At 49.1% G+C, this 24,042-nt stretch carries 22 protein-coding genes and 2 pseudogenes; 2 read left to right on the forward strand and 22 right to left on the reverse strand.

The window, feature by feature from the left end:
• The first annotated feature begins 2 nt into the window (after positions 1 to 2).
• Positions 3 to 743 (forward strand): IS21-like element helper ATPase IstB, encoded by a 741-nt coding sequence (gene istB / locus ACZ500_RS08570; protein WP_464232090.1) that lies wholly within the window; start codon positions 3 to 5, stop codon positions 741 to 743.
• Between the two features lie 199 nt (positions 744 to 942).
• On the opposite strand, the pseudogene ACZ500_RS08575 reads toward istB, so the two are convergent.
• From ACZ500_RS08575 to ACZ500_RS08655, 17 genes and pseudogenes are all read right to left on the reverse strand, one after another.
• Positions 943 to 1,314, reverse strand: a pseudogene (locus tag ACZ500_RS08575) (sugar nucleotidyltransferase); the annotation flags it as partial.
• 77 nt (positions 1,315 to 1,391) lie between these two features.
• On the reverse strand, positions 1,392 to 1,589 hold the full coding sequence (locus ACZ500_RS08580; RefSeq protein ID WP_464232091.1) for a hypothetical protein: 198 nt from the start codon (positions 1,587 to 1,589) through the stop codon (positions 1,392 to 1,394).
• A gap of 255 nt (positions 1,590 to 1,844) precedes the next feature.
• Positions 1,845 to 2,666: an IS66 family transposase gene (gene tnpC / locus ACZ500_RS08585; protein ID WP_464232092.1), complete on the reverse strand. Its 822-nt coding sequence runs from the start codon at positions 2,664 to 2,666 to the stop codon at positions 1,845 to 1,847.
• Positions 2,587 to 3,246, reverse strand: a complete 660-nt coding sequence (locus ACZ500_RS08590) for a DUF6444 domain-containing protein (RefSeq protein ID WP_464232093.1) — start codon at positions 3,244 to 3,246, stop codon at positions 2,587 to 2,589. Before ACZ500_RS08590 ends, tnpC begins: the two co-directional genes overlap by 80 nt.
• Entirely contained in the window at positions 3,239 to 4,114 is an 876-nt protein-coding gene (locus ACZ500_RS08595; RefSeq protein ID WP_464232094.1) for a Druantia anti-phage system protein DruA, read from the reverse strand. The genes ACZ500_RS08590 and ACZ500_RS08595 overlap by 8 nt, the downstream gene beginning before the upstream one ends.
• A gap of 431 nt (positions 4,115 to 4,545) precedes the next feature.
• A complete protein-coding gene (locus tag ACZ500_RS08600) occupies positions 4,546 to 5,460 on the reverse strand; it encodes a hypothetical protein (RefSeq protein WP_464232095.1) in 915 nt (304 codons plus the stop codon).
• A gap of 243 nt (positions 5,461 to 5,703) precedes the next feature.
• Positions 5,704 to 7,185: an MBOAT family O-acyltransferase gene (locus tag ACZ500_RS08605; protein WP_464232096.1), complete on the reverse strand. Its 1,482-nt coding sequence runs from the start codon at positions 7,183 to 7,185 to the stop codon at positions 5,704 to 5,706.
• A 277-nt stretch (positions 7,186 to 7,462) separates the two neighbouring features.
• Complete coding sequence (locus ACZ500_RS08610; RefSeq protein ID WP_464233023.1) at positions 7,463 to 8,380, reverse strand: acyltransferase family protein; 918 nt, start codon at positions 8,378 to 8,380, stop codon at positions 7,463 to 7,465.
• Between the two features lie 49 nt (positions 8,381 to 8,429).
• The gene (locus tag ACZ500_RS08615; RefSeq protein WP_464232097.1) at positions 8,430 to 9,296 is read right to left on the reverse strand and encodes a glycosyltransferase family 4 protein; all 867 of its coding nucleotides are present in this window, start codon (positions 9,294 to 9,296) and stop codon (positions 8,430 to 8,432) included.
• A 320-nt stretch (positions 9,297 to 9,616) separates the two neighbouring features.
• Positions 9,617 to 10,375, reverse strand: a complete 759-nt coding sequence (locus ACZ500_RS08620; protein ID WP_464232098.1) for a glycosyltransferase family 2 protein — start codon at positions 10,373 to 10,375, stop codon at positions 9,617 to 9,619.
• Positions 10,376 to 10,406: 31 nt separating this feature from the next.
• Positions 10,407 to 11,366, reverse strand: a complete 960-nt coding sequence (locus ACZ500_RS08625; RefSeq protein WP_464232099.1) for a GDP-L-fucose synthase family protein — start codon at positions 11,364 to 11,366, stop codon at positions 10,407 to 10,409.
• A 317-nt stretch (positions 11,367 to 11,683) separates the two neighbouring features.
• Entirely contained in the window at positions 11,684 to 13,285 is a 1,602-nt protein-coding gene (locus ACZ500_RS08630) for a hypothetical protein (RefSeq protein WP_464232100.1), read from the reverse strand.
• 17 nt (positions 13,286 to 13,302) lie between these two features.
• Positions 13,303 to 14,556 (reverse strand): O-antigen ligase family protein, encoded by a 1,254-nt coding sequence (locus ACZ500_RS08635; RefSeq protein ID WP_464232101.1) that lies wholly within the window; start codon positions 14,554 to 14,556, stop codon positions 13,303 to 13,305.
• A gap of 79 nt (positions 14,557 to 14,635) precedes the next feature.
• The gene (locus ACZ500_RS08640; protein WP_464232102.1) at positions 14,636 to 15,952 is read right to left on the reverse strand and encodes a phenylacetate--CoA ligase family protein; all 1,317 of its coding nucleotides are present in this window, start codon (positions 15,950 to 15,952) and stop codon (positions 14,636 to 14,638) included.
• A gap of 3 nt (positions 15,953 to 15,955) precedes the next feature.
• Positions 15,956 to 17,077, reverse strand: a complete 1,122-nt coding sequence (locus ACZ500_RS08645) for a glycosyltransferase family 4 protein (protein WP_464232103.1) — start codon at positions 17,075 to 17,077, stop codon at positions 15,956 to 15,958.
• A 49-nt stretch (positions 17,078 to 17,126) separates the two neighbouring features.
• On the reverse strand, positions 17,127 to 18,170 hold the full coding sequence (locus ACZ500_RS08650; RefSeq protein ID WP_464232104.1) for a glycosyltransferase family 2 protein: 1,044 nt from the start codon (positions 18,168 to 18,170) through the stop codon (positions 17,127 to 17,129).
• A gap of 473 nt (positions 18,171 to 18,643) precedes the next feature.
• Positions 18,644 to 19,504 carry a class I SAM-dependent methyltransferase gene (locus tag ACZ500_RS08655; RefSeq protein WP_464232105.1) on the reverse strand — a complete coding sequence of 287 codons (861 nt, stop codon included), beginning with the start codon at positions 19,502 to 19,504 and terminating at the stop codon, positions 18,644 to 18,646.
• Positions 19,505 to 19,997: 493 nt separating this feature from the next.
• Between ACZ500_RS08655 and ACZ500_RS08660 the strand changes: the two genes are divergently transcribed.
• Positions 19,998 to 21,185, forward strand: coding sequence for an IS4 family transposase (locus ACZ500_RS08660; protein WP_464232106.1), 1,188 nt, complete (start codon positions 19,998 to 20,000; stop codon positions 21,183 to 21,185).
• A gap of 114 nt (positions 21,186 to 21,299) precedes the next feature.
• On the opposite strand, the pseudogene tnpA reads toward ACZ500_RS08660, so the two are convergent.
• The 5 genes and pseudogenes from tnpA to ACZ500_RS08685 form a co-directional block, all read right to left on the reverse strand.
• Positions 21,300 to 21,542: pseudogene (gene tnpA / locus ACZ500_RS08665) on the reverse strand (IS200/IS605 family transposase); the annotation flags it as partial.
• Positions 21,455 to 21,703, reverse strand: a complete 249-nt coding sequence (locus ACZ500_RS08670; protein WP_464232107.1) for a hypothetical protein — start codon at positions 21,701 to 21,703, stop codon at positions 21,455 to 21,457. The gene ACZ500_RS08670 and the pseudogene tnpA, both read right to left, overlap by 88 nt.
• Positions 21,704 to 22,054 (reverse strand): glycosyltransferase family 2 protein, encoded by a 351-nt coding sequence (locus ACZ500_RS08675; protein WP_464232108.1) that lies wholly within the window; start codon positions 22,052 to 22,054, stop codon positions 21,704 to 21,706. It abuts the gene before it with no gap.
• Positions 22,051 to 22,662 carry a serine O-acetyltransferase gene (locus ACZ500_RS08680; RefSeq protein WP_464232109.1) on the reverse strand — a complete coding sequence of 204 codons (612 nt, stop codon included), beginning with the start codon at positions 22,660 to 22,662 and terminating at the stop codon, positions 22,051 to 22,053. Before ACZ500_RS08680 ends, ACZ500_RS08675 begins: the two co-directional genes overlap by 4 nt.
• A 238-nt stretch (positions 22,663 to 22,900) precedes the next feature.
• Entirely contained in the window at positions 22,901 to 23,971 is a 1,071-nt protein-coding gene (locus ACZ500_RS08685; RefSeq protein WP_464232110.1) for a glycosyltransferase, read from the reverse strand.
• Positions 23,972 to 24,042: the final 71 nt, after the last annotated feature.

A 24,042-nucleotide genomic window follows, 5' to 3' on the forward strand; every position in this document is an offset into this window, starting at 1 on the left:
CCATGTCCGTGTCCATAGAGACCGTTTACCAGGACCTCAAAGGCCTCAAGCTCTCCGTAATGGCTGCCAACCTCGAGGGCGTCCTCGAGCAGGCCCGGCAGAAAAATCTCGGCATCCTGGACATCCTGAAGCGTCTGTTGGATGCAGAACAGGAGGAGCGGTGGAAAAACGCCGTCAGCCGCCGCTTCTCACAATCCGGCATCACGGAAAGGGTGAGCATCGATCAGTTTGATTTCCACCACCACAAGTCCCGCGAGGATCAGAAAAACAAAATCCTCGCACTCCTCAACCTTGACTTCATCGAAAAAAAGCAGGATGTCATCCTTATCGGCAACCCGGGTACCGGGAAAACCATGCTGGCCAAATGCATCGCCACCGCAGCGTGCAATGCCAACCTCAAGGTCCTCTTTACCAGCGCCATCGACATGATCAACCAGCTGGTCGCCGCTGAGCTCGATCGGTCGCTCATCAGGAAGCTTCGGCAATACCAGACCCCTGATCTCCTCGCTTGTGACGAACTCGGTTATCTTCCGCTTGGCTCACAGGGTTCGAACCTCTTCTTCCAGGTCATCAGTCAAAGGCATACCCAGCGGTCAACAATCTTGTCGACCAATCTGCCTTTTGCTCAATGGGGAAAGGTCTTCGATTCCAATACGGTAGCCTCCGCGATCGCTGACCGCCTCGTCTACAACTCGGAGGTCATCATCCTCGGAGGAATAAGTTATCGAAGAAAACACAAATAGATCCATCCCATAAACAATCTTTGCTTGCTCCTGCCTCTCCCTCTTGGAGATGTGCCGGGCTCTTCCTCGGGCGTATCGGGCTCCCGCAGGTTCCACTTCTTCGCGAAGCCGTTTGCCGCCCCGTGTACAGCTATGCCCTGATACTCTTTCTGGTGGTTTTTAAAGCGCCCATTCTGTCCATTTTTTGACCGGCGTTAATAGTGCAGCGCTGCAGCAACTGGGAAAACCCGTGGCCGTAGAAGATGTTGTCTCCCAGAACCAGCGCCACGCTCTCCTCCCCGATGAACTCCCGCCCGATGATGAAGGCCTGGGCCAGCCCCTCGGGACGAGCCTGTTCGGCGTAGGAGATGGAGATGTTCAGGCTCGAGCCATCCCCCAGAAGCAGTCTGAAACGGGGCAAATCCTCGGGGGTCGAGATGATCAGGATCTCGCGGATCCCCGCCAGCAGGAGGACCGAGAGGGGGTAGTAGATCATCGGTTTGTCGTAGACCGGAATGAGCTGTTTGCTCAACACGCGGGTGATGGGGTAGAGGCGTGTGCCCGACCCGCCCGCCAGAATGATGCCTTTCATGCATTGCTCCTGATTGAATTCTCACCCCGGATGAACAGGGCGCCATCCGGACCGCGCCGCCTCCCCTGCGGGCCGAATCAGCCGTATTGGGCCGAGATCCAGCGGCGGTACTCCCCGCTCCGGACGCGGTCGATCCAGCCACTGTGCTCCAAATACCAGCGCACCGTCTTGCGGAGGCCCGTATCGAGGGACTCCTCCGGGGTCCAACCGAGTTCGGTCCGGAGCCGCGTAAAGTCCATGGCATAGCGGTAGTCGTGTCCCGGCCGATCCTTCACGAACCGGATCAGGCTCCGATAGGACAAACCGGCTCGAGAAGTAAGGGATGCCCGGAGTGAGGGGAGTGCTCTCCCAATAAGTCCATTTCCTGGCATGACTCCCGTAGAACTTACATTTCGCTCTTTGAAAAATGAGATTTTGATATTTTTTTTGTTTTGTGACTTTAGCCGCCCGGTTTCTGGGAAAATCGGTTCATGGTTTGTCTAACCCGTGTCAAAAAGATACTCATAGGGTAAGCGATCACAGGATCTGGATCAGGCGGTGGGTTGAGCGATCCAGGCGAGGTCGGGTTCCTGACCCCGGAAGTAGGCGCGCAGGGCATCGACAAGGACGGGGAAGGTTGTCTTTTTCTGAAGCCGGCAGGTCTGCCTGAGTGAGAGGGCACGCTCCACCCAACGGTTGCCTTTTTCACTGGATGTACCCTGGCTGGACTTGCGCCACAGCACGGCGAATCGAAGCATCCGCTCGGCATGATTGTTCGTGGGATCCACCCCCTGCTCAGAGAGAAACATCCAAAGGTTTTCGATCTCCCTGCGAAGACAGCGTGCAAATCTGCCGGGATCATCCTTGCGCTTCTCGTGGAGGGTGATCAAGCGGATCAAACGAGCATAAAAGGCCTGCCACTCTCCGACGGATGGGGGATCCTTGGCCATATGACATAGTCGTTGGAGTTCATGGGTTGCCCAGAGACCGAAACGTTTTATGTCCGGGTCTTTCCTTTCGGAGAGTTCCTTGGCCTTGCGGATCAGATGAGCAAGGCAGGTCTGCCGCAGTCCGACCCATTTGCGGTACACGCCGTATCCGTCCGAGACCAGGATGCCGGTCCAGTCCTTGATCGATGCTTCGAAGGCTTCCTTCGAGCGGTTGGAATGGATCATGAAGAAAGCCACTGCCGGCCCCGCCATGACCCACAGCCATTGCAGGAAGCCGTTGAGGCGGTGGCTGGTCTCGTCGATGTGGTTGACCGGCGCCTGCCTGGCTGCCTGGCCGATCGTTTCATAGTGGAGTTGGATCGCGGCCGAGGCCCGATCGATGATCTTCTGGATGGCGCTCAGGCTGATATGGAACCCAAGCACCGAAGCGCAGAAGGTTTGAATCGTTGAGCGACTGTCTGCCTCCGGTGCCCGCCATCTCGGCGATCATGGCCGAAAGCCTGGGACCGTAGCCTGTCCGATGTTCCCTGGGGACGGTGGCCTTTTGCATCTTGCCGCAGACCGAGCACCTGCCTCGGTGCAGTTCGAAGTGCATGACCTCGAGTTCGATCGGCGGCAGTTCGATGACTTGGTGCGTATAATACGGTTCGGTTTCGGGGAACTCGCGGTTGCCGCAGGTGCAGATTTCCGGAAGGATGACTCGGGTTTCCTTCGGCGGGAGCATCTCCTGCCGGTGCCCCGGATGGGTCAGTTTCCGTCGATCGGTGTCTTTCTTTTTCTTCCCGGATTTTTTCTTTTTGAAGGGCGGATCCGAGGACGGCGGCCGATCCGAGTTGGAGGAATCCTTGTTCAGACGCGCTTCGAGGTGTTCGATCCGTTTTCGGAACTCGCTTTTTTCCTCCGCAAGGGCGAGGATGATCTGGATGAGCACGGAGCGCGGGACATCCTGCAGCCCCTCTTGGGTCAAGGTGATCCCTTCGGGAAAAAGAGTCGTTTCAGCCATGGAGCGCCTCGCGGAAACGCTTGCCAAGCGGGTAGAGGTAGACCGCCTTGACCGGTTCCATGCAACGGTTATAGCGGTCGTAGCGTCCACGTCCCTTGGTCAGTCCTGCATAGACCCAGTTGGCCGCCCGGTAGCAGGTGCCCTGGAACCGGGTGGTGTCCACGAAGGTTTCGAGCAAGGCAACGGGATGGCGGTAAAACGCCTGCCAGTCCCCGGGAAGCATCCGGATGTTGGCGCTCAGAAGCTTCGAGGCCAAGTGTTCCACCGAAACCCAGCCCGGAATCAGGAACCGGACGTTATTGACGACCTTGTAGAGGTTCGCTTCCCTGGTAGGAGGCTCCCAACCGATGAACCGGTCGCGGCACTCCACCTTCCAGGCCGCTGAGCCCCAACCGAGGCAAGCCACCAGGTGTCCATCCAGGTAGGCCAGGTACTTCAAGTATGCACCGACGATTCGGGGGCGCCCCAGGTAATGGTAATTATCGACCAGGTGATCCCACAGGCCTTCATCCGGGGTGCGCCGGACCATCTCGATTTTCAAAGAGCCAAACTCGGAGACCGTTCCGTGAATCTCCGAGGTGTCGTAGTTATAGCTGCGTCGAACAGCCTTACGGGGCTTCCGAGGATTCGTTGTGGACAAAGGCGGGGGGAGATTAACAACCTGCTTTTCTTGGAGCTTGAGCAGCAGCGCACGGCAGGCCATCCCTTTGATCTGCCCGTTCGGCTGCCGCCAGTCCCAGTGCTCACACAGCACTCGGGAAATGGCGGTTCGACCGCGTTCCCAATGCCGGGAGATGGTATCGCGGATAAACGAGAGGTCTTCCTCTCTGATCTGACGGCCGCGAATTTGATACAGGGTCTCTGCCAAGGTGCTGTTCCCTCCTGGGAAGGCACCCTAGCAAAATTTAGCCTCGGACGCCAGGGGAAAATGCACCCCCTGTGATCAAATACGCTCTCCCAATAAATCCATTTCCTGGCATGACTCCCGTAGAACCCAGCATTGCGGAGGTTATCGAAAAACCCCAACCCGGTCGCTGTGCCCCCTGGCCTGCTCTATCAGGATAAAGGTCCCCACGATGTTGCTGGGCTGGAAGAAGACGATGCCTTGTCCAGCCGAAGCTTACTCCCCCGTGCCCTTGCTCTGCTGCCCTCGAGAGGCTGTTTTGTTGATGGAAAACGCCCCCTGCCCCTGATATGGCACCTCGTTACAACGCAAGACTGAAACGCACAGGATGCCTCGCTCGCCGCAATCAAAAAGGTGTTTTACCCTGACGGTTAACTCTCCGCACCCATTGCACATCACCCCTCGACCGGCCGACCAGATCTATGCCGTAGGATCGTCTCCATTGAAGACACATCCATGTCCGTGGAGTCTGCAGACGAGCGTCTCTCACCGCCCTCCCAAAAAAGCCTTTTCAGATCCGCAATCAGCCTGCCGGTCACGATCTCATTCCCTTCTCCGTTCAGATGGCGCAGGTCGTAGAACCATTCATGCCGGTGCTGATAATCCCGATTGTAGTCCAGAAAGACCACCTTGTCGTTTTTTCCGGCCACGTCCCTGAACACCTGCAGGACCCCCTCCTGGCCCTCCGGGTCAACGGCGTTCAGGAGATCCGCCACCGGGATGTACACCAGGACCACCGTGATGCCTCTTTTCGTCAAAAAATCGATGGTTTCGAGAAAACAACCCCGCGCATCGGGGTTGTTGCGGATCCCCCGCGCCGCCTCTCTTTCCAGGAACCCCTGAAGATCTTCTACCCGCATCCGGCTGGTCTTCTTGTTTTCGACCCTCCCAAGCAAGCCCCTCAGTGCCACGTTGATGGTCTGGTCCCGGAAGCGGGTCGTCCGGATCACCCTGGCCGAGTAAAATTCCTGCCAGGTCGCCTCCCGCCGGAGATAGCGGGACATGACCGGATCGCCCATGTAGGGCAAAAAGAGCGTATAAGACGCGGAGCTGAGCCCTTCTGTGTCGAACAGCCGCGGATCCACATCGTAGATCACCGTCTTGACCGAAGGCTGCCTCTCCACGAACTGCCGCACCATCCACAGCCGGTCCAAGGCATTCGCCCCGGCCGTGGCATACTTGGCCACGGGTACGCCCAACTCCCGCTCCAGCCGTTCCGCATCGATCCCCAACACCATGTGCGAATGCCCCACGCACAGGATTTGCGCCGGTTTGTCCAACCCGTAGTAGCGGGCCATTCCCTGCTTCAATACATGGGAGATGCCGATGTCCCCGGCAAAGAAGAGGATGCCGATGATCAGGGCCTTGATCAGGTGCGCTTTGATCTCCCCTCCTCATCAGCCCGGCAGTGAACACTTCTCGCTTCGATGGGAGAAGAAAGGCGCTGCCTAGCTCTTCCCTTCGGATTCAAGGCGAACAGGTTGGGGCCTGTAAGCCACCGCCCTCGGGAAACCAAAAACCTCGTGCCTCTCTCCTGCGTGTAACATCCATTTTCAGAATTGAAAGTAGATAAACTGCCGGCTACTCACCCCCAGAAGGGTGATCGCCAGGAGCCCCAGCGCATACCCGGGGTAGCGCAGGAACGGGGGGATCGCCTGGACCAGGTTCACGCGCTTCCGGGCCCCCGCATAGGTCAGCCATTCCAGACCGGCAAAGACACCCGCAGCCGCAAAGGCGAGGAAGGTCGAAAACTGGCTCGAGAGCATACGCACCGGCAGTTCGAGATCGATGAACATGTTCCGAATCAGCAAAAAGGCCTCTCCAATGCTCCCGGCCCTGAAAAACACCCAGGCCAGGGACACAAGGTTGAAGGTGACGAGCACCTGCATCGCCGCCTCGATCCGCCCCCCCATCCCAAGCCTTCGCCGCCCTCGCTCTCGCACCGTCACCGTGTACTTGCCGATCAGGTAAAAAACGCCGTGCAGCCCGCCCCAAAAGACAAAGGTCCACGCCGCCCCGTGCCACAGACCGCTCAGCAGGAACACCAGCATGATGTTCAGCGCCCACCGGCCCGCAGCCGCCCGGTTGCCGCCCAGGGGAATATACACATAATCCCTGAACCAAGATGTCAGGGTGATGTGCCAGCAGCGCCAGAACTCCCGGACGGATTTCGCCATATAGGGGAAATTGAAGTTGCGGCTCAGCTCGATGCCGAACATCCTTCCACACCCGATGGCCATGTCCATGTACGCGGAAAAATCGCAGTAGATCTGAAGGGAAAACATCCATGCGCCGATCATGGCCGTTTTCCCGTACATCCCCTGCGGAGCGCCGAAGACCATGTCCACATACATGCCCATCCGGTCTGCGAGCACAAGCTTCTTGAACATCCCCCAGAAAAATAGCTGGACCCCGGACACAAAAAGACCGCTCTGAAACAGAGACGGTCTTTTGATCTGGGGCAGCAGAGCCGCCCCCCGCTCGATGGGGCCGGAGATCAGCTTGGGGAAAAACGCTAGATAGAGGGCGAACCTCACCAGCCCGGATTCAACCGCGATCCTTCCCTTGTAAACATCCGCGCAGTAGGATACGGCCTGAAAGGTGTAAAAGGATATCCCCACCGGCAGCAGCAGGTCGAGGTGTGGCACGGCATAGAACCCACCCCAGAGTTGCCGCAGTGAATCATTGAAAAAATTATAGTACTTGAAAAAGACCAGCGGCAGGAGGTTGAGCACCACCGCAGCAATCAACACCTGCCTTTTTTTGCAGAAGTACGCCTGGGGCTTCTGAGTGCAAGAAGCCCGCAGGACAGAACTCGGAGCTTCGATATCCGTGGCGGATGCCATCCGAATTCCAGTCAGAAAACTGACGAGGGTGACATACACGAGCACCAGCACAAACCACGGCTGCCACCAGGCGCAGAACAGGCAACTGCCGGCCAGGAGGACCCCAGGGCCGAACCGGGCGGGGGCAATGCGCCAGACGATCAGCAGGCCTGTAAGGAAAAGATAGAATTCGAGGGAAGTGAAAAGCATACGGCAGGATGCCAGAGGATTGAGGTCAGAAACATCGAACTGCGAGGGCCAGGCCCTGCGGGTTTACCGTTTCTTGGTTAGGAAGGGACGCGGGCTGTTGAGCCTTCTGTTGATCATCCACTCAATGGCCCGGTTTTCGTCGGTCACCCGACTGCGATGTTCAAGAAAGAGATAGGTGCCAGCCATGGGCATAGTCGAATCAGGTTCGGGTTCCTCCATTCAGTGCTTCATCCCTCCAATCTCCGACTTCGGACATCGGATATCCCGCCTCTAGCCCTTATCCCTCCGACCTCCGGCCATCAAGACGTCCTTCCATCATGCTGAACCATAAAGGGAGCATCGTTCCTAAGATCGTCAGGATGATGATATAGAAGCGGGGATGGATAAAAGAATCAAGCCCAGCTCGGTGATAAATCAGGTAAAAAATGCCAATCACCAGCGAGTTTAAAAGATAAATGTAAAAGGAATGCCTGCCGATGCGTTTAAGCAACTTAATTCTTCCAACCCACTGGATTGACGATACATATAGGATACTGACAATGGCAGCGATGCTGGTCACCTGATATGGAACCTTCGCTGTACGGGTAAACACATTCACTAAGAGAATGGCGAACAGGCAAAGAAAAAGCACGCCCCATTTGGGTAAAACGGTTTCGAAAAACCCTATATGATCAGTCATCAAGCCGCCGGTGATAAAAAAGAAAAAGTATTTGCCGACCAGATTCAAGGAAAAGATGTATGGCAATGGGATAACCGTCAACAAGAGAGCAGCCAATGCTACCAAGTAAAGAAGATTTCGGGGAAGTATTTTCAGGAAAGGCGTAAAAGCATAAAAGATGAGCAGCACATACAGGTACCAGAGAAAAATGGCGCCGCCCCGGACAGGTGAAAAGAACATGTTGTATATCTGACCCGGAACCCGCTCGATGTCGTATTTTTTAAAATACAGATCCAAAAGAACATAAAGAATCGATAACAGAAAATAGATGGGAATGAACTTCCGCCCCTTTTTGGATAGATATTGCCTGTATGCCTTCATGGTTTTGATGGGCCTGCAAGTATAGAAAACTAAAAACCCTGACAAAAACATGAAAACGGACATGTGGAACTGGTAGAGAAAATCCCGAAGAGGGCCATAGATTGCATCTTGCCTGAAATCGCCGAAATAGTTATGGCCGAACACCACCAGGACCATCGTGATCCCGGCAGCCGTATCGAACCTGTGCAATCTCGGTTTGGGCGGTTCAGGCACGATGGGGAAGGATAGGGGCAGGGGGTATAACTCTGGTAAAAACTTCCAGGAGTTTCCGATAAACCGCTTCCTGGCTGTAACAAGTCCCCGCTTTGATCCGCCCGGCCTCGCCCATTCTGAGGCATTCAGACGGATCAGCATAAAGCCGCTGAATGGAGCCGGCCAATTCGGAAACATCGCGTGGTTGGAACAGCAGCCCGGTTTTGTCGTGTTCCACAATTTCAGGCACCGCCCCCAGACGGGACGCGATGACCGGCTTGCCGGCTGCCATAGCGCTTGCAATCACATTGGGGAACCCCTCAAACCAGCGCCCGGGGAAGACCAGGATTCGGGACTGCCTGTAGAAATCATCCAGCGCGCTGTCTCTAAGAAATCCCATCCATTGCACATTGGCCGGTGAACGTCGGAGCAGCTTCGGCATCTGCTCGTGGTTGCCAGCCACAGCGAATGGGACTTCCGGGAGCCGTTCCGCCGCTGCAATAAAATCCTCGATCCCCTTTTCCGGACTGATCCGGCCTACAAAAGAAACCAGAATGCCCGGATCGCAGGAGGATGGCTTCGCTGACAGATGGGCGATGTTGGGTACGATTGCAATTTGTTCCGGGGCGATGCCTCCCTGGATAAACCGTTGCCGCTGAAACTCCGACAACACCACAAACATGTCCACATGATCCACAATCCGTCTGCTGATTCGCGCCGCTGCATTGCGCAGCGCATATCCCAGACTTTTAAACAGGTCCTCTTCGCAGTTCCGGATCACGCACCAGTATTCTTTCCCCCCCAAACAGCGCTCGCACACCTCTCCGTGGCACAGATGAAGCCCATTCGGACAGAACAGTCGATAATTAGGGCAACGCATGATCATCGGAATGGCAAACTCGCGCAACACCTTTAAAATAGAAGGCGAAAGAAACGGATAAAGGTTTTGGACCAAGGCGGCATCGACAGGGTGCTCGCTCAAAAATAAACGCAAGGCCTGTGCGGCCCCATGGCTGTGAATCCCGGAATAAAAAGCCCGGACTTTACCCCGAATACCCTCGATCCCCACAGAAGAGCGCAGAAACCAGGAAACTTGATGCCCATTTTCCTCCAACATGCCCGCAATGGCCCTGAGCGCATATTCTTCCCCGCTGACAGCGCCGTACTGATTATGTAATAAAAGCAACCGCATCCGAAGCCTTAACGCAATTCATTTTGTGAAAACCGAATTTTACTCCGTTTTAGGAATTTATGCTTCAATGCCGCAAGATCAATTCGAAGAAATGCCGATCCCCCAGATATTTTCATGTTGGCGATCTTTGGTGATCCATAGCTTCTAGCACTATAATGAACAGGATAGTTAACAATCTTCATACCTAGATTCCAAGCTCCAAAAATAAGCTCATGGTCACCGAATGGATCAATATTCTTCAGAAATCCCTCTTCGCACAATTTGATGAAATCATCCTTTCTCATCCCCTTCGTCCCGCAAAGCGTATCTGACAGCCATGTCCCTACAATAAAGCTCACCAGCAACGCAAATGACCGGTTTGCCAAATAGTTCAAAAATTGCATAGCTCCCTTTTCCATAGGGTAGCGAAAACGTGTTGCATTCACAAAAATGTTTTGTGATTTAGAAAGAATTTCATAAACTCCAGGCAACTCTTCTGGAGGCACAGTAATGTCACCGTCAAGGATCACAACAACTTTACCCATTGCGCGTTCAAAGCCTTGCCAGACAGCGGCGCGCTTACCTTTACCCTCCTGCGTAAAGTAATGAATACAGCGATTAGGATACGCAGATGCTACTCTTTCTAACTCGGCCATGGTGCCATCCACTGAGTGACCATCCACAAATAGCAACTCAGTTTCAACACCAAAATTGGGCATTCGGCAAACGGCCGGTTCGATGTTTCCCTTTTCTTCTTTGGTAGGGATTAGTATTGTCAGTTCAATCATATGAGGATAGTTTCTTCTAAAGGTTCAATTTTCATAGCCTTGCCTTGGCAAAATTCTCCTGATACCAATCTACGGCCTTCTTTATTGCGTCGGGAAGCGGTGTAAATTTAAAATCCGGATAACATTCCATCAACTTGCGATTCGACACCGTTCGCTGAAACTGACCGTCTGAATACTTGGTATCGAACATCAATGGCTTAAAGTAACCAAATGCGTCCGCGACATACTGGCCAATCGTAGCGATGCTCACCTCCTGACTCTCATCAGGTGATAGGATTAACGGCTCTGCTTCGTCATAATGGAGGTATGCCCAGATAAAGAGCCTTGCAACATCAAGAGAAAAGATGAATTGTCGCAAGGGACGGCCTGAACCCCAGACAACGAAATCACCACCATTATTCATGGCTGCATGACATTTCCGAATAAGTGCAGGAATGACGTGGCTATTTTCACGCGAGAAGTTATCATTGGGTCCAAAGATATTTGTCGGTGCGAGCGTAATATAATTTTGTTTATATTGTTTACGATAATATCTGGATTGCACATCTACCATCCGTTTAGCATACGCATAGCCTTCGTTAGAAGGATGGGGCGGTCCCATATGAATCATGGTCTCATCGATAGGCAATCTAATATGATGACTCAGACTCAGTTCGGGAAAAATACATGTAGAAAGGCACGATACCAGTTTTTCTACATTAAATTCTTTGCAGCACTGCATTACATGCATATTCATCAGCAGGTTGTTTTCGAGCATATCAACTCCGTGATCCATGTTCTTATACAAACCGCCAACATCTGCAGCAAGATGGATTACGCCGTCTGGACGAACTTTCTCAAAAAGCGATAGGGTGGCTGTCTTGCTACAGAGGTTACCATCACTAATATCCACGAATATAAAGCGGTACCCTTCCACCGGTTCACGGGAAACTATTTGTTGTATTGCATAACCAACGGTTCCTTGACCACCCGTGACCATAATTTTCTTCATAATTCCACTCCTTTATAATTTTATCCCAAATTAAGCGATAGCGCCGACGTCAACGGTTCGTCGGCGACTGTATGTGATAAAGGTGCTACGTATCAGGAAAGTTCTCGTGAAAAGCGATGGATATTCGATATGATCGCAAGAAAAAGACGATTCAGCGCGCGGAAATTACAATACAAGCACTGAAACAGACACTACAGGCACAAATATACAAATTGTAGTAACTTAAATGGGTGGTTTTGCGTCAGTTAACCATATACGTCGGTACCGCACCAAATTCAAAAGGAATTTTTATGCTCTAAAATCGCTTCATCAAGGCTTTAGAAAATTTCTGATGCGATCGATATAAGTTCGTGATCATTACTTCTATATACAGTTATTCCAAATAACCTTAACTCATTTTTTAAATTCTCAGTCAAATCAGGATTCGTTTTACTTAGCAAAATAAATCTGGCTTTGTGCCTTTTGATTAATAGCTCCCGCGCATGCAATTCTGTTTTGACATCAAAAAACTCTCGGATTTCATCACAGCGGGCTTTAATATCACTTACGAATGATTCGTTAGTCGAAGTCGCTATGACCTTCCCTCCAAAGGAGGGGACCATATCCGCATTGTCCAACCCTGTAATGACAACATCTTGAGATGACACATAATCTTTAAGAAACGTGAGGGATTCATAGGTGCTATCCCTTCCAGGATGAAACCTATAAATTCCTAACGCAAGAAAATACAGGCTCATGGCAATTATGACCGCCCTAGTGAATTTGAAAATCATGGCAGTTCTAAACCGCATCAACTTTCCAGACGTAGTCATTTCAATTGCCCGGGCAAACCATTCCCCAAGGACAAAATGAAGAATGAACATTATCTGAACAATAATTCTACCATATCCATAATTCTTAGTAATATATCCATAAACATATATAATTGAAAACACTACAGCCATGTAGCCTATTGGATCATATCGATTATAACGCAATCTAGAGATAATTAAAGGCAATCCCAAAAGCGCCGGCCCCATTCCTAATAAAACATTGTGGTACATCCAATAATTGCCAAGATGATAACTTACAGACTTTCCTGGGGCAACAACATCAAAAAAGGGATAATAAGGCCATAGCTGTGCCAATCCAAAACCGCCAACCACTGCCCCGCATATCAGCAACGCTGGCATCAGGCATCCATTGGCAAACCGACTGAGAGCAATCGCTCCCAGGCCCGCCACAAGGCCCATCCCTGTTTGAGGGTTGGATAAGAGCACTATTCCCGAAATAACAGCCATAGAAAAAATCTTTACCCACTTATTCTTCCCTTCGAGGGTGATCGCCCATCCCCAGACAATGAGCGTACAAGCGATGGAAAATGCTGAAGGATAGGGTATAACATTTCCAATGGCTTTTAAATGCAGAAATCCGCTCCACATCCACGGATGTGGACCCCACATAACCAACGTAAATAAGATGGCATAAAAGGGCGTATCTTTTGCAGTGCTGATCCTGGTAACAAAAAATCGCATCGCATAAAACCAGAACACAAGATTTAGAACCGCAAAAAATGATAAAACTATGATTGGATGTATCGCTAATCCCCGAGCCAAAAAAGCCAGGAGGAGCAAATAGGGAGAATACATTTCATAAGGAGTATTGATATTTAGTCTCGGATGCCCTGGATCAACGAAATTGTCAGACAATGCCGATACAACAGCAGAATGTTGCCAAAAGTCGCCTTGCCAACGTTGGTTATAAATTTGGCCTATTACAAGTGCCAAGACAATTATGAAGAGGATAATAAACTTATATTTATAAGCAATTTTGCCCAATGAAAAAATACAATTCTGCGGAAACGAACTTAGAACGGTCAGTCGGTTCATCTCCAGAAAAACTTTGAAAGACTTAGTATTTTTATTATGCACGCCATCCATGCATCAGAACTGACGTATCAAATTTTCTTGGTGGTTTGCTGGTAATAGGAAAAATGGTGAAGCGCCAAAAAACTCGAAAAAACGATAATTGGGACTGCCCAAAAATTACCAATAAAAGGAGATCCGAGGCAATTTACCAATCCAGCTGCAAACATTGCCCTGCAGCCAAGCGCGCTTCTCATTCTGATTTTGGTCGCCTTAATATTTTCAAAAATAAAATTAAAAAAGAACAAAAAAAACAGTGTAAAGCCAACGAAACCAATAGCGAGAAGGATATCCAAGAATATGTTGTGCGCGGTATTTGCGTAAAAACCGAGGGTGCGAGTCGCTATACCAAAACCATAACCAAACCAAGGATGATCAAAGACAAGAGGCCAGTAATATTTAAAAACGCTGACTCGCCCAGTCCCGCTCATGACCCCTTCATAATTCTTGCCAGGAAAGAAAATCTGTAACATGGCGCTTTGCAAATCATCTGCGCCCGAAATCATCATGAAACTAACTAAAGCAAGAAATAACAGGAGCGAAAAGGCCAGAAATCGATTTCTTTTGCTGAAGATGGCAGTCAGAACCCCAAAAGCCGCCCCGATGTTGCTGCTTGAACTGGTCGATATTACCAAAATGCCAAGTGATAATACGGCCAGCCTCCTAAGCACCCTTTTTCGTTCCTCATCGGGAGAAGTAAGCAACTCACCGAAGCAATAAGCGAAAATCATGGCGGCACTTGCAGCATCAACATGAAGTCCGGCGATTGATGAAACGCCCGTTTCCAACCACCTGCCACCATAAAATATAAACAGCGCACCAACGGCAAGAGTCAAGGCGCCCTTTTCAAGATTTTTTTGGCTGAAACAAGATAGCGATACATAGATTGCAAAGATGCTTATTAATACTTCATACGCTCTATACCCGCTGTAACTTGGCATTGGCGACCAAATCATACTTACAATGCCTAAACAATACATCGCGACTAGGAATTCACCGCTGACAGGGAAAAATCTCCTGATAGAGGGATTTCCTTTTGCAAGCTTTTTCAGCACCAGGATCGTCATTATCCCAACTAAAATTATATCTACAAGCGCAAATGAATCGACGGTCGCGAAATTTTCCGCGGACCTTCCGCGGCGCAGCACCATCCTCCGAAAGGCAAGCCCCCAAATGCACAACCATATAGGTAACGCCCCTTTCAATTGATTCCAATAGGCAGCGGATTTATCAACTCGCTCAGTGGCGTTAGAATGGGTCAGCGGTTTCTTATATGCATCACTCATAGTTGCATACATGATATCAGAATACTTCTCTAGGAGAAAAATTTAATTTTTGAAAAAATGCAGCACAATAAATTCTAAGTCATTGCTCGAACTCGGTCGTTATCCACCTATGCTTGCCCGCTATAGATCGGCTCAATTCTGGTTTGTAGTCTAAATCGATAGAAATTGATTCACACAATGTGGTACGGATAGACGTTTTTAACCAATTTTCCTTTTTCAATGATAATGGTTTGCTGTCATTTGTTGTGATAGTTATGATTATTCGGAAATCGCGCCTCTGATGAACATTAAAAATCAATATATCGCTTAGTTGTTCTATGCAGTGTGTAATCATTTCTCCGTGGCAGAATCTTCCAGAAGGTGTTCGCAAAAAATCGTGGGTCCGACCTTTTATTTCTCCAAGAATTTCGCGACCATTATTCCCGCGCTCTATTTCTTTAGCCGTCATATCTCCAATTTGATATCGAAATAGAGGAAAATGGCTATCCCTTAGTTGCGTAACGATCAAGTCATATCCACCTGAGGGATTCTTGGAAGTGTCTACTAAAACGGAATTCTCGAAAATATGATAACCTCCCGAAGGATGTTCATACGCAATCATTCCACATTCAATACTTCCATATTCGCCCACTGCCGGACATCTTAAAATTTGGTCAATTATTTTTCTATGTTGTGGCAATATGGGCTCAGCTGCTAAAAACGCCGCTTTAAGGGTCTTTCCCAAGGGGGGGCGATCTGAGTTGGCCATCGCAAGCAGGAATGCTGCAGATGAATACGCATATAAAGATGCTGGTTGAAACGCGTCAATCTTATCATAGTATCTTCGCAACGATGATTCGTCTATTTGGTATGCGCTTAGTCTCATCCTCCGTCGCGCTTTATCGGTAATTGGGACCATAAGCCTATGATAAGTTCCTATCATTCCATGGCCAAATGTATGGGAATGCCCCCAAATCATCGCCTGCTTATCGAAAGGATCAACTCCCCACCACATGCGCGCCCAATACTGATCCCTCAAGCTTTCCAGATGTCCTTTGAGTTTCCAATATACCCTGGTTGGAATGCCAGTGGATCCCCCGGTCGACATCCATTTCCCTCGTGCGTGCCCATTCAACAAAAAATGTTTTGGATGTCTTGAAACCGCATTTTTGGTCGTTATTGGCATCAATGAAATATATTCTTCTATAGAAGAGAATGTTTCAGGTAAATTATGCTTCTTTTTTATACGTTGATAATACTTTGAGTTATTCTGAGCTTTTAGCCACCGCTCGTTAAGTTTTCGTAACCTTATATAATCTCGATCGGTCTTGGATAAACTCATAAATGATTCGCGCTTTTTGAACTCTTCTTCAAGCGGCCAATATCGGGGAAAAATCAATTGTAATAGTGATCTCATTATTTACCTTTTAAGTGCGATCCTGCAGGCATTTAGGATCGCCTTGGCCGCATGGTCCGGTGTATGGTTTTGCACGATCTCAAACGACTTTCTGCCCATTTCCGGGAGCCTATCGCGCCCTGCCAGACATTTTTCAAGGCAGGAAACCGTATCCATTGAATCCAACGGATCAAACACCCACCCGTTTTCAGGCGTGACCAGTTCCGGCCAGCAGCCATTGTATCTAGAACACATGATCGGCAGTCCGCAGGCCATCGCCTCCGGCACAACCAAACTCCAGTTGTCCTCCAGCGTTGAAATCACGAAAACATCCGCAAGCCCATAGTACTGATGAATATGGCTATAATCAATCGCCCCAGCAAAAGTGACATTACGCAAGTTTGCCTCGCGGCAGATCGCCTCCAGATTCCGACATTCAGGTCCATCGCCCACAACCAGCAGGTGAGGCTTCACATTATCTGACCAGGCAAATCGTTTCCATCCATCCAAAAACTCCGCTATTCCTTTGCGTTTGATGAGTTTGGAAACCGACAGGAAGACCACTGCATCCAATGGAATGCCCAGGCTTTGACGAAGCGCCGATACCTGGTCCAGCTGAAGATTCTTATGCTTCTCAGGCAGTTCTTTGACATCAGCCACCATGTGACCAATGGTAATCCTGTCTGCAGACATGCCCAATGATTGCGCATACTCCTTTGACAGACTGCCGTTGACACACATGGCATCAACAAAGGCTATAACCGCTTTTCGAAATATCCTACGGTACACCTGGGCATTACGTTCTGTATGCGTCGTACGTTCATAGCACACTACCAGGGGAATACCTTCTACTATCCGATAAACCAGTGCAGCCAGGGTCCATTGGGAGAAGCCGTCGCCGATTAACACATGAGGCTTGGATTTCCTAATCTCTTTCAGGATGCCCGGTTGCCAAGGAATGCGCAGTCGGGTGTTGGAAAACTCGCTGGATATGTTGCCGTGAAAGCCCAAGGCACGCTCCCCTGCAAGGCCCACAGCCCGCTCGCCCAATATGTTACGCGCCCGCTGTATAACCCGCTCAGGGATTTTATCCGAAAAAACCACGCTCAACCTCCCCTCAACCAACTCATCAAGTGCCTCAAACACAGGCACCCGGTAGTCGAGGAAGGACCGGCAAACGTAGGTTATTCGCATTTTACCTTTTTACGGTTGACAGTTTTTGCCCGACGGCCAACAAAATCGCTTTTTGATATTCCCTTAACATCAAAAAACCACACGAACTGGCCCAACCGAACGAGCCAAGCCGATACCCTGCGAACATCAAGCGGGTTATCCATGTCCTAGGTATTTCCTTGGCATATGCTTCAAACGTTTCTCTTGCTTCTTTATGCCGCCCCGCAAGAACCATATTGTGGACATAGCTTGCGGCAACTTTTCCCCGTATCCTTTTAAAGGACGGCAAGACATCCTCTTTTATATTCGGCAAGACCCGTACTTGCCACATTTGCACCGTGGGACAAAATTTTCCGCGGGTTATATACCTTTTTAACCAACCCTCACGGGCAGCTTCCCTGGCCGAATCGCCGAACCAATAGGCTTCAGGAATAAAACCCCACGGACCTTTCGTAGCCAGAAAAGCCCAGAACTCAAGATCCTCACAGATGCGAAGATCGGTTCGTTGAATACCGTCGCTCCCCAGTTTGGAACGTCTTATCAGTGCCGTCCCGGTACGGATGTGATCATAGCGGGCCCAGAAATCAAAAAAATTTTCCAGCATGCAGGGCTTGCAGGGAATATCAGGTTGTCTTCCAGGTGGAGGAAAACTTATTGCTGCACCTTTTAGGGGCTGAATCTGCCACCCCGTGCTCACTGCTACAGCTTCAGGGTTGACCTCCATAAATTGAGTCGTGGCTCTAATAAATCCAGGGAGCCAGTAATCGTCCGCATCGAGGAAAGCCACATATTCACCCTTTGCGACAGCTAAACCAGAATTGCGGGCAGCCGCAGGGCCGAGGTTTGCTTGTTCCAGGTATCGGATACGATCTCCAAAGCTCTGGGCTACTTCAGCCGTTTTGTCCGTTGATCCGTCATTGCTAACAATCACCTCCAAAGGCGGCGGATCCTGATTCAGGGCGCTAAGAACGGCTCGGGATAGGCAGCTTTCGACGTTATAGGCGGGAATGATGACAGAGACGCCGCTTAGTTTGCAACACAACTCTTTGGACAGATTTTCATTCATATTCGGCACTGCGCACACAACCAACTTCTATAATAAGCACAGTTAGTCCTTTCTCGAGCAACTTATAGAGATCTGATGTTCGCACAAAGAAATATGAGAAACATTGAAAAACAGCTCGGTTGCACACTCAAGACCACATTCGCCAGAAATCTCAGCGCTAGCATCTGTAGATCGTGTTCGTTTTTCAAGACTTACTAATCAGTTCCACACAGCACTGGATGTGACACTCTCGCGTCATATGGCGTCTGAGTACCCTTCCAGCTTACTCAACAGTTCGGAGTGCGCAAACAGCTTTGGATTTTGCCTTCGATCCGCCCTCAATTTCTTCTCGGCTGCCCGCTGGAATATCTTGTATCGATATTTTGCCCAGCGTAGGAGTTTTGATATGATGGGCTACACAAGCAATACCCAAAGTGACGATACCAATATCGCCTATCCAAGATAACAATCACAAAACATATCCATCAGCAATATCAAAAATATGGATTCTTTGGCAAATATAGAATTTCATATCCTTCTTCTCGCAGACCTTGGATTAAGGACTCTTCCGGCTCTTTTTTGAAAACAATTATCCCACCTAGGCCAAACCCAAGAAGACCCAACCGACAAAGCCCATTTTGCAGAGAGATGCCAAGTTTCGTCATTATAAAAAAAAGATTTCGACTGTCTGCTGGCATGTTTGACAGTTTTTCGTGATAGAAATCATTCAGCTTCTTAAACGCAAGAAGTCTTCCTCCTAAACCTAAATGCATCTTTATAATTTCTTTGATGCTGACACGGTATAGATAGTTTCCACTGGGCTCAAAATCAATGTCTCCACGTCCTCTAAGAAGCTTTTTAATAAGACTTTTAAAAATATTTAAAACTCTCCTTTCGTCGATTGGCTCTATAAGAAATATACCTTTAGCAGCAACACGGAGCATTTCATAAAATGCAACAGGTGGACGTGGAAAATGATGGTAGCTTTCTTTGCAAAGTATCCAATCTACTGAATCATTTTTCAAAGATAGACACTCAGCGTTCTCAACCCTATACTCAGTTATCCACCCTTTTTCATAAGCAATTTTAAGGGTATCATCAGTTAAACTGCTCGCAATTGCAGTCATTCCAAATGCAAGAAGATATGCTGAATCAGATCCATACCGCCCATCCCCTACAGTCATCCAAACGTCAAACGGGGAAGCCTTAAGTAAAGGATTTGCCAACGCAAGCATACGGGTATGTCTCCAATTATCAATTGACTTTGGAGTAACAAAACGCGACGGAAACTCCATTAGTCGCTCTGCGTTCTTCTGCAGCCTAATCATTTTATTCAATGCTTCATTCTCATTCATCGGCTTTCCCATATAATGCTACACAAACAAAACAAATCGGGATAGGGGAAGGCCTCACGGCCTTCGCCCTCCCACACCACCGTGCGTATGGGTCCGTACACGGCGAAGCAAGGAGGCCACTTCTCCCGCTTCGAGCACCTGTCGACCTCTGCAAGAATACGCAGTTTGTATTTGGCTGTAAAATTGCGGCGCCGTTTTCTCGCGACAACCTCGGGGCCTGGAGGCTCGACCGCTGCAAGCCCTGTGGGTGACCCGGTCGCCGCAGGGCCCCTTTTCCTCAACCCTGGACCTTTTCAATGCAATTTGGGTTAGCTTCTTCATGCCTTAAAACCTTACCCGCCCTCACTCTTGTCCAAATTAGGAATTGCGGGCGTTTAGGGCGGAGGTGAAGCGCAAGGTGGAGTCGGGAAGGTGATCGAGGTTTCTGGGTATAGCCTCTTTGGTGTATAAGGATTTTGGGAAAAACAAACACACCAAGAGGAGGCTGATACCCATGAACAGGTTCGGTAGCATATTTAGCCAGTTGCTGCAACTTTTTCCGCGGGCGGAATTTGAGGCGGCGGTGAAAGAGACTCGGGCGGAACGGCATGCCAGGGGGTTTACGTGCTGGGGACAATTTGTCGCGATGCTTTTCTGCCAGTTGGGGCGCGCCCATAGCCTGCGCGAAATCTGCGGCGGTCTTGCAACCTGCGAAGGAAAGCTGGTCCATCTGGGAATTCGCGCGCCGAGTCGCTCCAGCCTGGCTTATGCCAATGAGCATCGTCCTTGGGAGCTTTACCAGACAGTCTTTTTCAACCTGTTGGAGAGGTGCCGGGTCCAGGCAGCCGGATTCAAGCGAAAATTTCGGTTCAAAAATAAGCTGATGAGCCTTGATTCCACGACCATCGACCTGTGCGTAAAGGTTTTTGATTGGGCCAAGTTTCGGCGGACGAAGGGAGCAGTGAAACTGCACCTGGTTTTGGATCACGACGGATATCTCCCTTCATTTGGGGTGATTACCAACGGAAACGTCTCCGATGTGAAGATAGCGCATCAAATCCGGTTTGATCCGGGGACTATCGTTGTGGACGACCGGGGCTACAACGACTATCGGTTGTGGGGCAAGTGGTGCCAGCAAGGGGTTTTCTTCGTTACCAGGGCCAAGAAAAACGCCCAGTTCGAGGTTTGCGAGCGTAGACCCTGTCCGAAAGATACCCGTGTCCTAGCCGATGACATCATTCACCTTATCAGCAAGAAGGCTGAGGAAGCCTGTCCTGAATATCTGCGCAGGATCCTATGGCATGACGAGGAACGGAACGAAACCTTCGAGTTCGTCACGAACCACATGCGGCTTTCGCCGGTCACCATCCCTGCCATTTACAAAGACAGGTGGCAGATAGAGATCTTTTTCAAGCTGTTGAAACAGAACCTGAAGATCAAAACCTTTGTCGGGACCTCTGCCAACGCTTTGAAGACCCAGATTTGGACAGCACTGATCGCCATGCTGATTCTCAAACATCTTCAATTAGGAGCCATCTTCGCCTGGTCCATTTCCAACCTGGTGGCGCTGCTCAAGATGAACCTCTTTACCTATCGAAATCTTACGAGCCGTGGGGGACATCTCACCTCGGCCCAGACCATGAACAGCTGGCTTTCGCGCTTTTATAATCGGGACAGCATCCATGTTGAAAGTACAACCTAATTTCCAAATCCGCCAAATCCGGTCTAGAATCCAAATGTTTTCAGGGAGTGGAGTTTGAATCCCCGCCTAATTTGGACAGTTGTGACCTTCCAATATATTGCCGAGCAACGTTGTTGCCCTTTTCCCCTTCAAATAACCGACGATTGGGGAGACAGCATATTTTGGCGGAATTGATATCAGCATGTGAACATGGTCGCCTCGCAGATGTCCTTCGTGGATTTTGCTCTCCTAGCGCGACGCCAATTCACGCAGCACATCTCACAAATATTTCAGCAACTCCCCGTAAAGAAAAATTTTCCGGTACTTCGGAATCCAAACCAGGTGATACTTGCAATGGCCGTACGCATCATCACTGATTCAGTAAGCACCGAACGGTATTTCGTCCAGAACTCATAAAAACTCGGGCACACAGCTCCTTCAATGCCATAAAATGCAAAATCTTCTTTATCCAGAACGGGGCAATAATAATCGTTTCCATCCCAGTCTCTCTTCCCGTAACCCGTGTTGCCAGCCACCAATTAGGGGTGCGCTTCCATAAAATTGATGGTTTTTTCAACAAAGCCGGGCTGCCAATAATCATCAGAATCAAGGAAAGCCACATATTTGCCTGTTGCCGCAGCTAGCCCGACATTCCGGGCCGCGGCCGCCCCTTGGTTGGTTTGTTCCAGGTAGCGGATACGCTCACGAAAACCTCGCGCCACTTCAGCCGTTTTGTCCGTAGAACCGTCGTTTAGAACGATCACCTGAAACGGCGGCGGGAGTTGCTCCAGGACGCTTGACACCGCACGGGCAAGGCAGGCTTCGACATTTAAGGCGGGGATAATGACGGAAACAGGAACATACTCAGTTGCCCTTTGAATTTTATTCATACCAAATCTTCCAAAACTCTTTTACCATTCCGCCGCACAATTCTGGCAGGCACCCCTACCACGGTTGTATCGGGGGGGACATCCTTTACCACTACGGCGTTGGCACCCACTTGGACGTTGTCCCCGACAACGACGTTCCCCAGTATTTTGGCGCCGGCCCCCACTCTCACATTATTCCCAATCACCGGCGGCCCATTTTTATCTTTCCACCCGATAGTGACGCCCTGATTGATCCAGGCATCCGAACCAATTCTTTTTGCGGCAATAATGGTACAGATTCCATGTTCGATAAAAAGACCAGGTCCAATCTCTCGTGTAAAAATCTGAAGCGATTGCGGAGGCTTATAAAACCAACTTATCATTCTACCGATTAATCTTGCAGAAACATTGCCACATTTTATTCTATGGAAAAAAACAGCGCGATAAACAGGATTGCGCATTGAATACAGAAAATCCGCTATTAATGAATCCCACATAAATATTTTTGGCCATCGCGCTAAGTCCCTTTGAATCAGAGAACGCTTGTTGGTAAGCAACCAGGGAACCAAAAATGGTAAATATAAAAAAATGTGAAATACTCTCTTGATATTGCTTATATCTGTTTTCATTTCTCATCTACTTGCTAGCCATGCCTGTCGATTTTTTATTATCTCAATATTTAAAATTTGCAATCCAACGATTTGGCATAAAATAATTATATCGGTTATTCTCGGATTAGTTTTTGAATTAAGCAGCCTGTTGACAACCACATCTAAAGAAAATTTTTCACAAACCGTTTTTTGCATTAGATGTGAAGCGATATCTTGATCCTGAATCCGTGAGACTCCAATAAACAGTCACCCGGTTTCAGGTAAATATTTTATAATCCTCCAGTTTTATGACATTTGAAGCAGAGTCGGGCGCTGTATAACAATTGAATTGCAAAACATTAAACCGCATTTTAGAATAAAGACGCCAAATTAAATTTGATTGCCGTAACACAAATTTACATTTGAAAACAAATGAGTGGAAAAAGCTAATGTTTAACTCAAGTTTTAAAATATAACGTAATCTAAAAAGCCCCTTTAACTCATAAAATCTTATGAGTTTCTCTATCCGCTTTTTAGCTTCCGCAGCTTCATCAATAAACGTACGTTGTAACTGTACAAGATTACTTCTAGTACAAAGTGGTATGTGGGAAGCAGCGTTGATATCCCTTATCCTTTGCATATAAGCATCTGGATTTCTATTTTCAAAATAAGCCCATTTTTTCAAAATTTCTTCGTATGACCTAGAATCACTTGAAACATTCTTTTCATGCACCCTATACAGTAAGACAACTATATTTGTAATCACAACTTTTCCTAATAGCAATGCCCGAAAAGGGAGGATTAGATCCTCTGAGATTTGTGTTGCATTGAGCGAAGGAAATAACGTGAAACAGTCCCTATGATAAGCAGCGGTTGCGCCAATTAAAATGGTTGAACGTATATTCGGCAGATGGCCTAGTTTGTAGCCGCGAAAGCCTATACTTTTCCCCTGCGAATCAACAATCCTACATGCAGTCCCAATTGCGAAAACACCCTTTGTTTCGCTTATCTTGGACTGAATGCTCGAAACTCTATGACGAAGCGAAACATCATCCCCAGCCTGACAAACAATCCATTCGCCTGAAGAAAGAGAAACAGCTTTCTGCAGATTCAGTACAATCCCGAGATTATGTTGGTTCCTATTCAGAATAATTTGATGATCGCCACTATATCTTTTAGCGGATCGAGTGATTAATCCCCACGTATCGTCTTGTGAATGATCGTCAGAAATTATGATTTCAAGATTACAATAATCTTGTGCAAAAGCACTTTCAACAGCCTCTTGTATATACTTTTCCTGATTATAAGAAATAATTACCAATGAAATAAGCGGTAGCCCTTTTCCCACAGTTATACCTGACAGTCTTTGTGTTTTGCGCTTTTTAGCGAAATTTATATTCCATCTACAAGCTTCCTTCC

The organism is Desulfatiglans parachlorophenolica (assembly GCF_055394735.1).

Bases quoted from the DNA above. Each gene is read 5' to 3' on its own strand.
- istB (WP_464232090.1), top strand. From the start codon at position 3: ATGTCCGTGTCCATAGAGACCGTTTACCAGGACCTCAAAGGCCTCAAG.
- ACZ500_RS08590 (WP_464232093.1), bottom strand. From the start codon at position 3,246: ATGGCTGAAACGACTCTTTTTCCCGAAGGGATCACCTTGACCCAAGAG.
- ACZ500_RS08605 (WP_464232096.1), bottom strand. From the start codon at position 7,185: ATGCTTTTCACTTCCCTCGAATTCTATCTTTTCCTTACAGGCCTGCTG.
- ACZ500_RS08610 (WP_464233023.1), bottom strand. From the start codon at position 8,380: ATGGTCCTGGTGGTGTTCGGCCATAACTATTTCGGCGATTTCAGGCAA.
- ACZ500_RS08615 (WP_464232097.1), bottom strand. From the start codon at position 9,296: ATGCGTTGCCCTAATTATCGACTGTTCTGTCCGAATGGGCTTCATCTG.
- ACZ500_RS08620 (WP_464232098.1), bottom strand. From the start codon at position 10,375: ATGATTGAACTGACAATACTAATCCCTACCAAAGAAGAAAAGGGAAAC.
- ACZ500_RS08625 (WP_464232099.1), bottom strand. From the start codon at position 11,366: ATGAAGAAAATTATGGTCACGGGTGGTCAAGGAACCGTTGGTTATGCA.
- ACZ500_RS08630 (WP_464232100.1), bottom strand. From the start codon at position 13,285: ATGGATGGCGTGCATAATAAAAATACTAAGTCTTTCAAAGTTTTTCTG.
- ACZ500_RS08635 (WP_464232101.1), bottom strand. From the start codon at position 14,556: ATGAGTGATGCATATAAGAAACCGCTGACCCATTCTAACGCCACTGAG.
- ACZ500_RS08640 (WP_464232102.1), bottom strand. From the start codon at position 15,952: ATGAGATCACTATTACAATTGATTTTTCCCCGATATTGGCCGCTTGAA.
- ACZ500_RS08650 (WP_464232104.1), bottom strand. From the start codon at position 18,170: ATGAATGAAAATCTGTCCAAAGAGTTGTGTTGCAAACTAAGCGGCGTC.
- ACZ500_RS08655 (WP_464232105.1), bottom strand. From the start codon at position 19,504: ATGAATGAGAATGAAGCATTGAATAAAATGATTAGGCTGCAGAAGAAC.
- ACZ500_RS08660 (WP_464232106.1), top strand. From the start codon at position 19,998: ATGAACAGGTTCGGTAGCATATTTAGCCAGTTGCTGCAACTTTTTCCG.
- ACZ500_RS08675 (WP_464232108.1), bottom strand. From the start codon at position 22,054: ATGAATAAAATTCAAAGGGCAACTGAGTATGTTCCTGTTTCCGTCATT.
- ACZ500_RS08680 (WP_464232109.1), bottom strand. From the start codon at position 22,662: ATGAAAACAGATATAAGCAATATCAAGAGAGTATTTCACATTTTTTTA.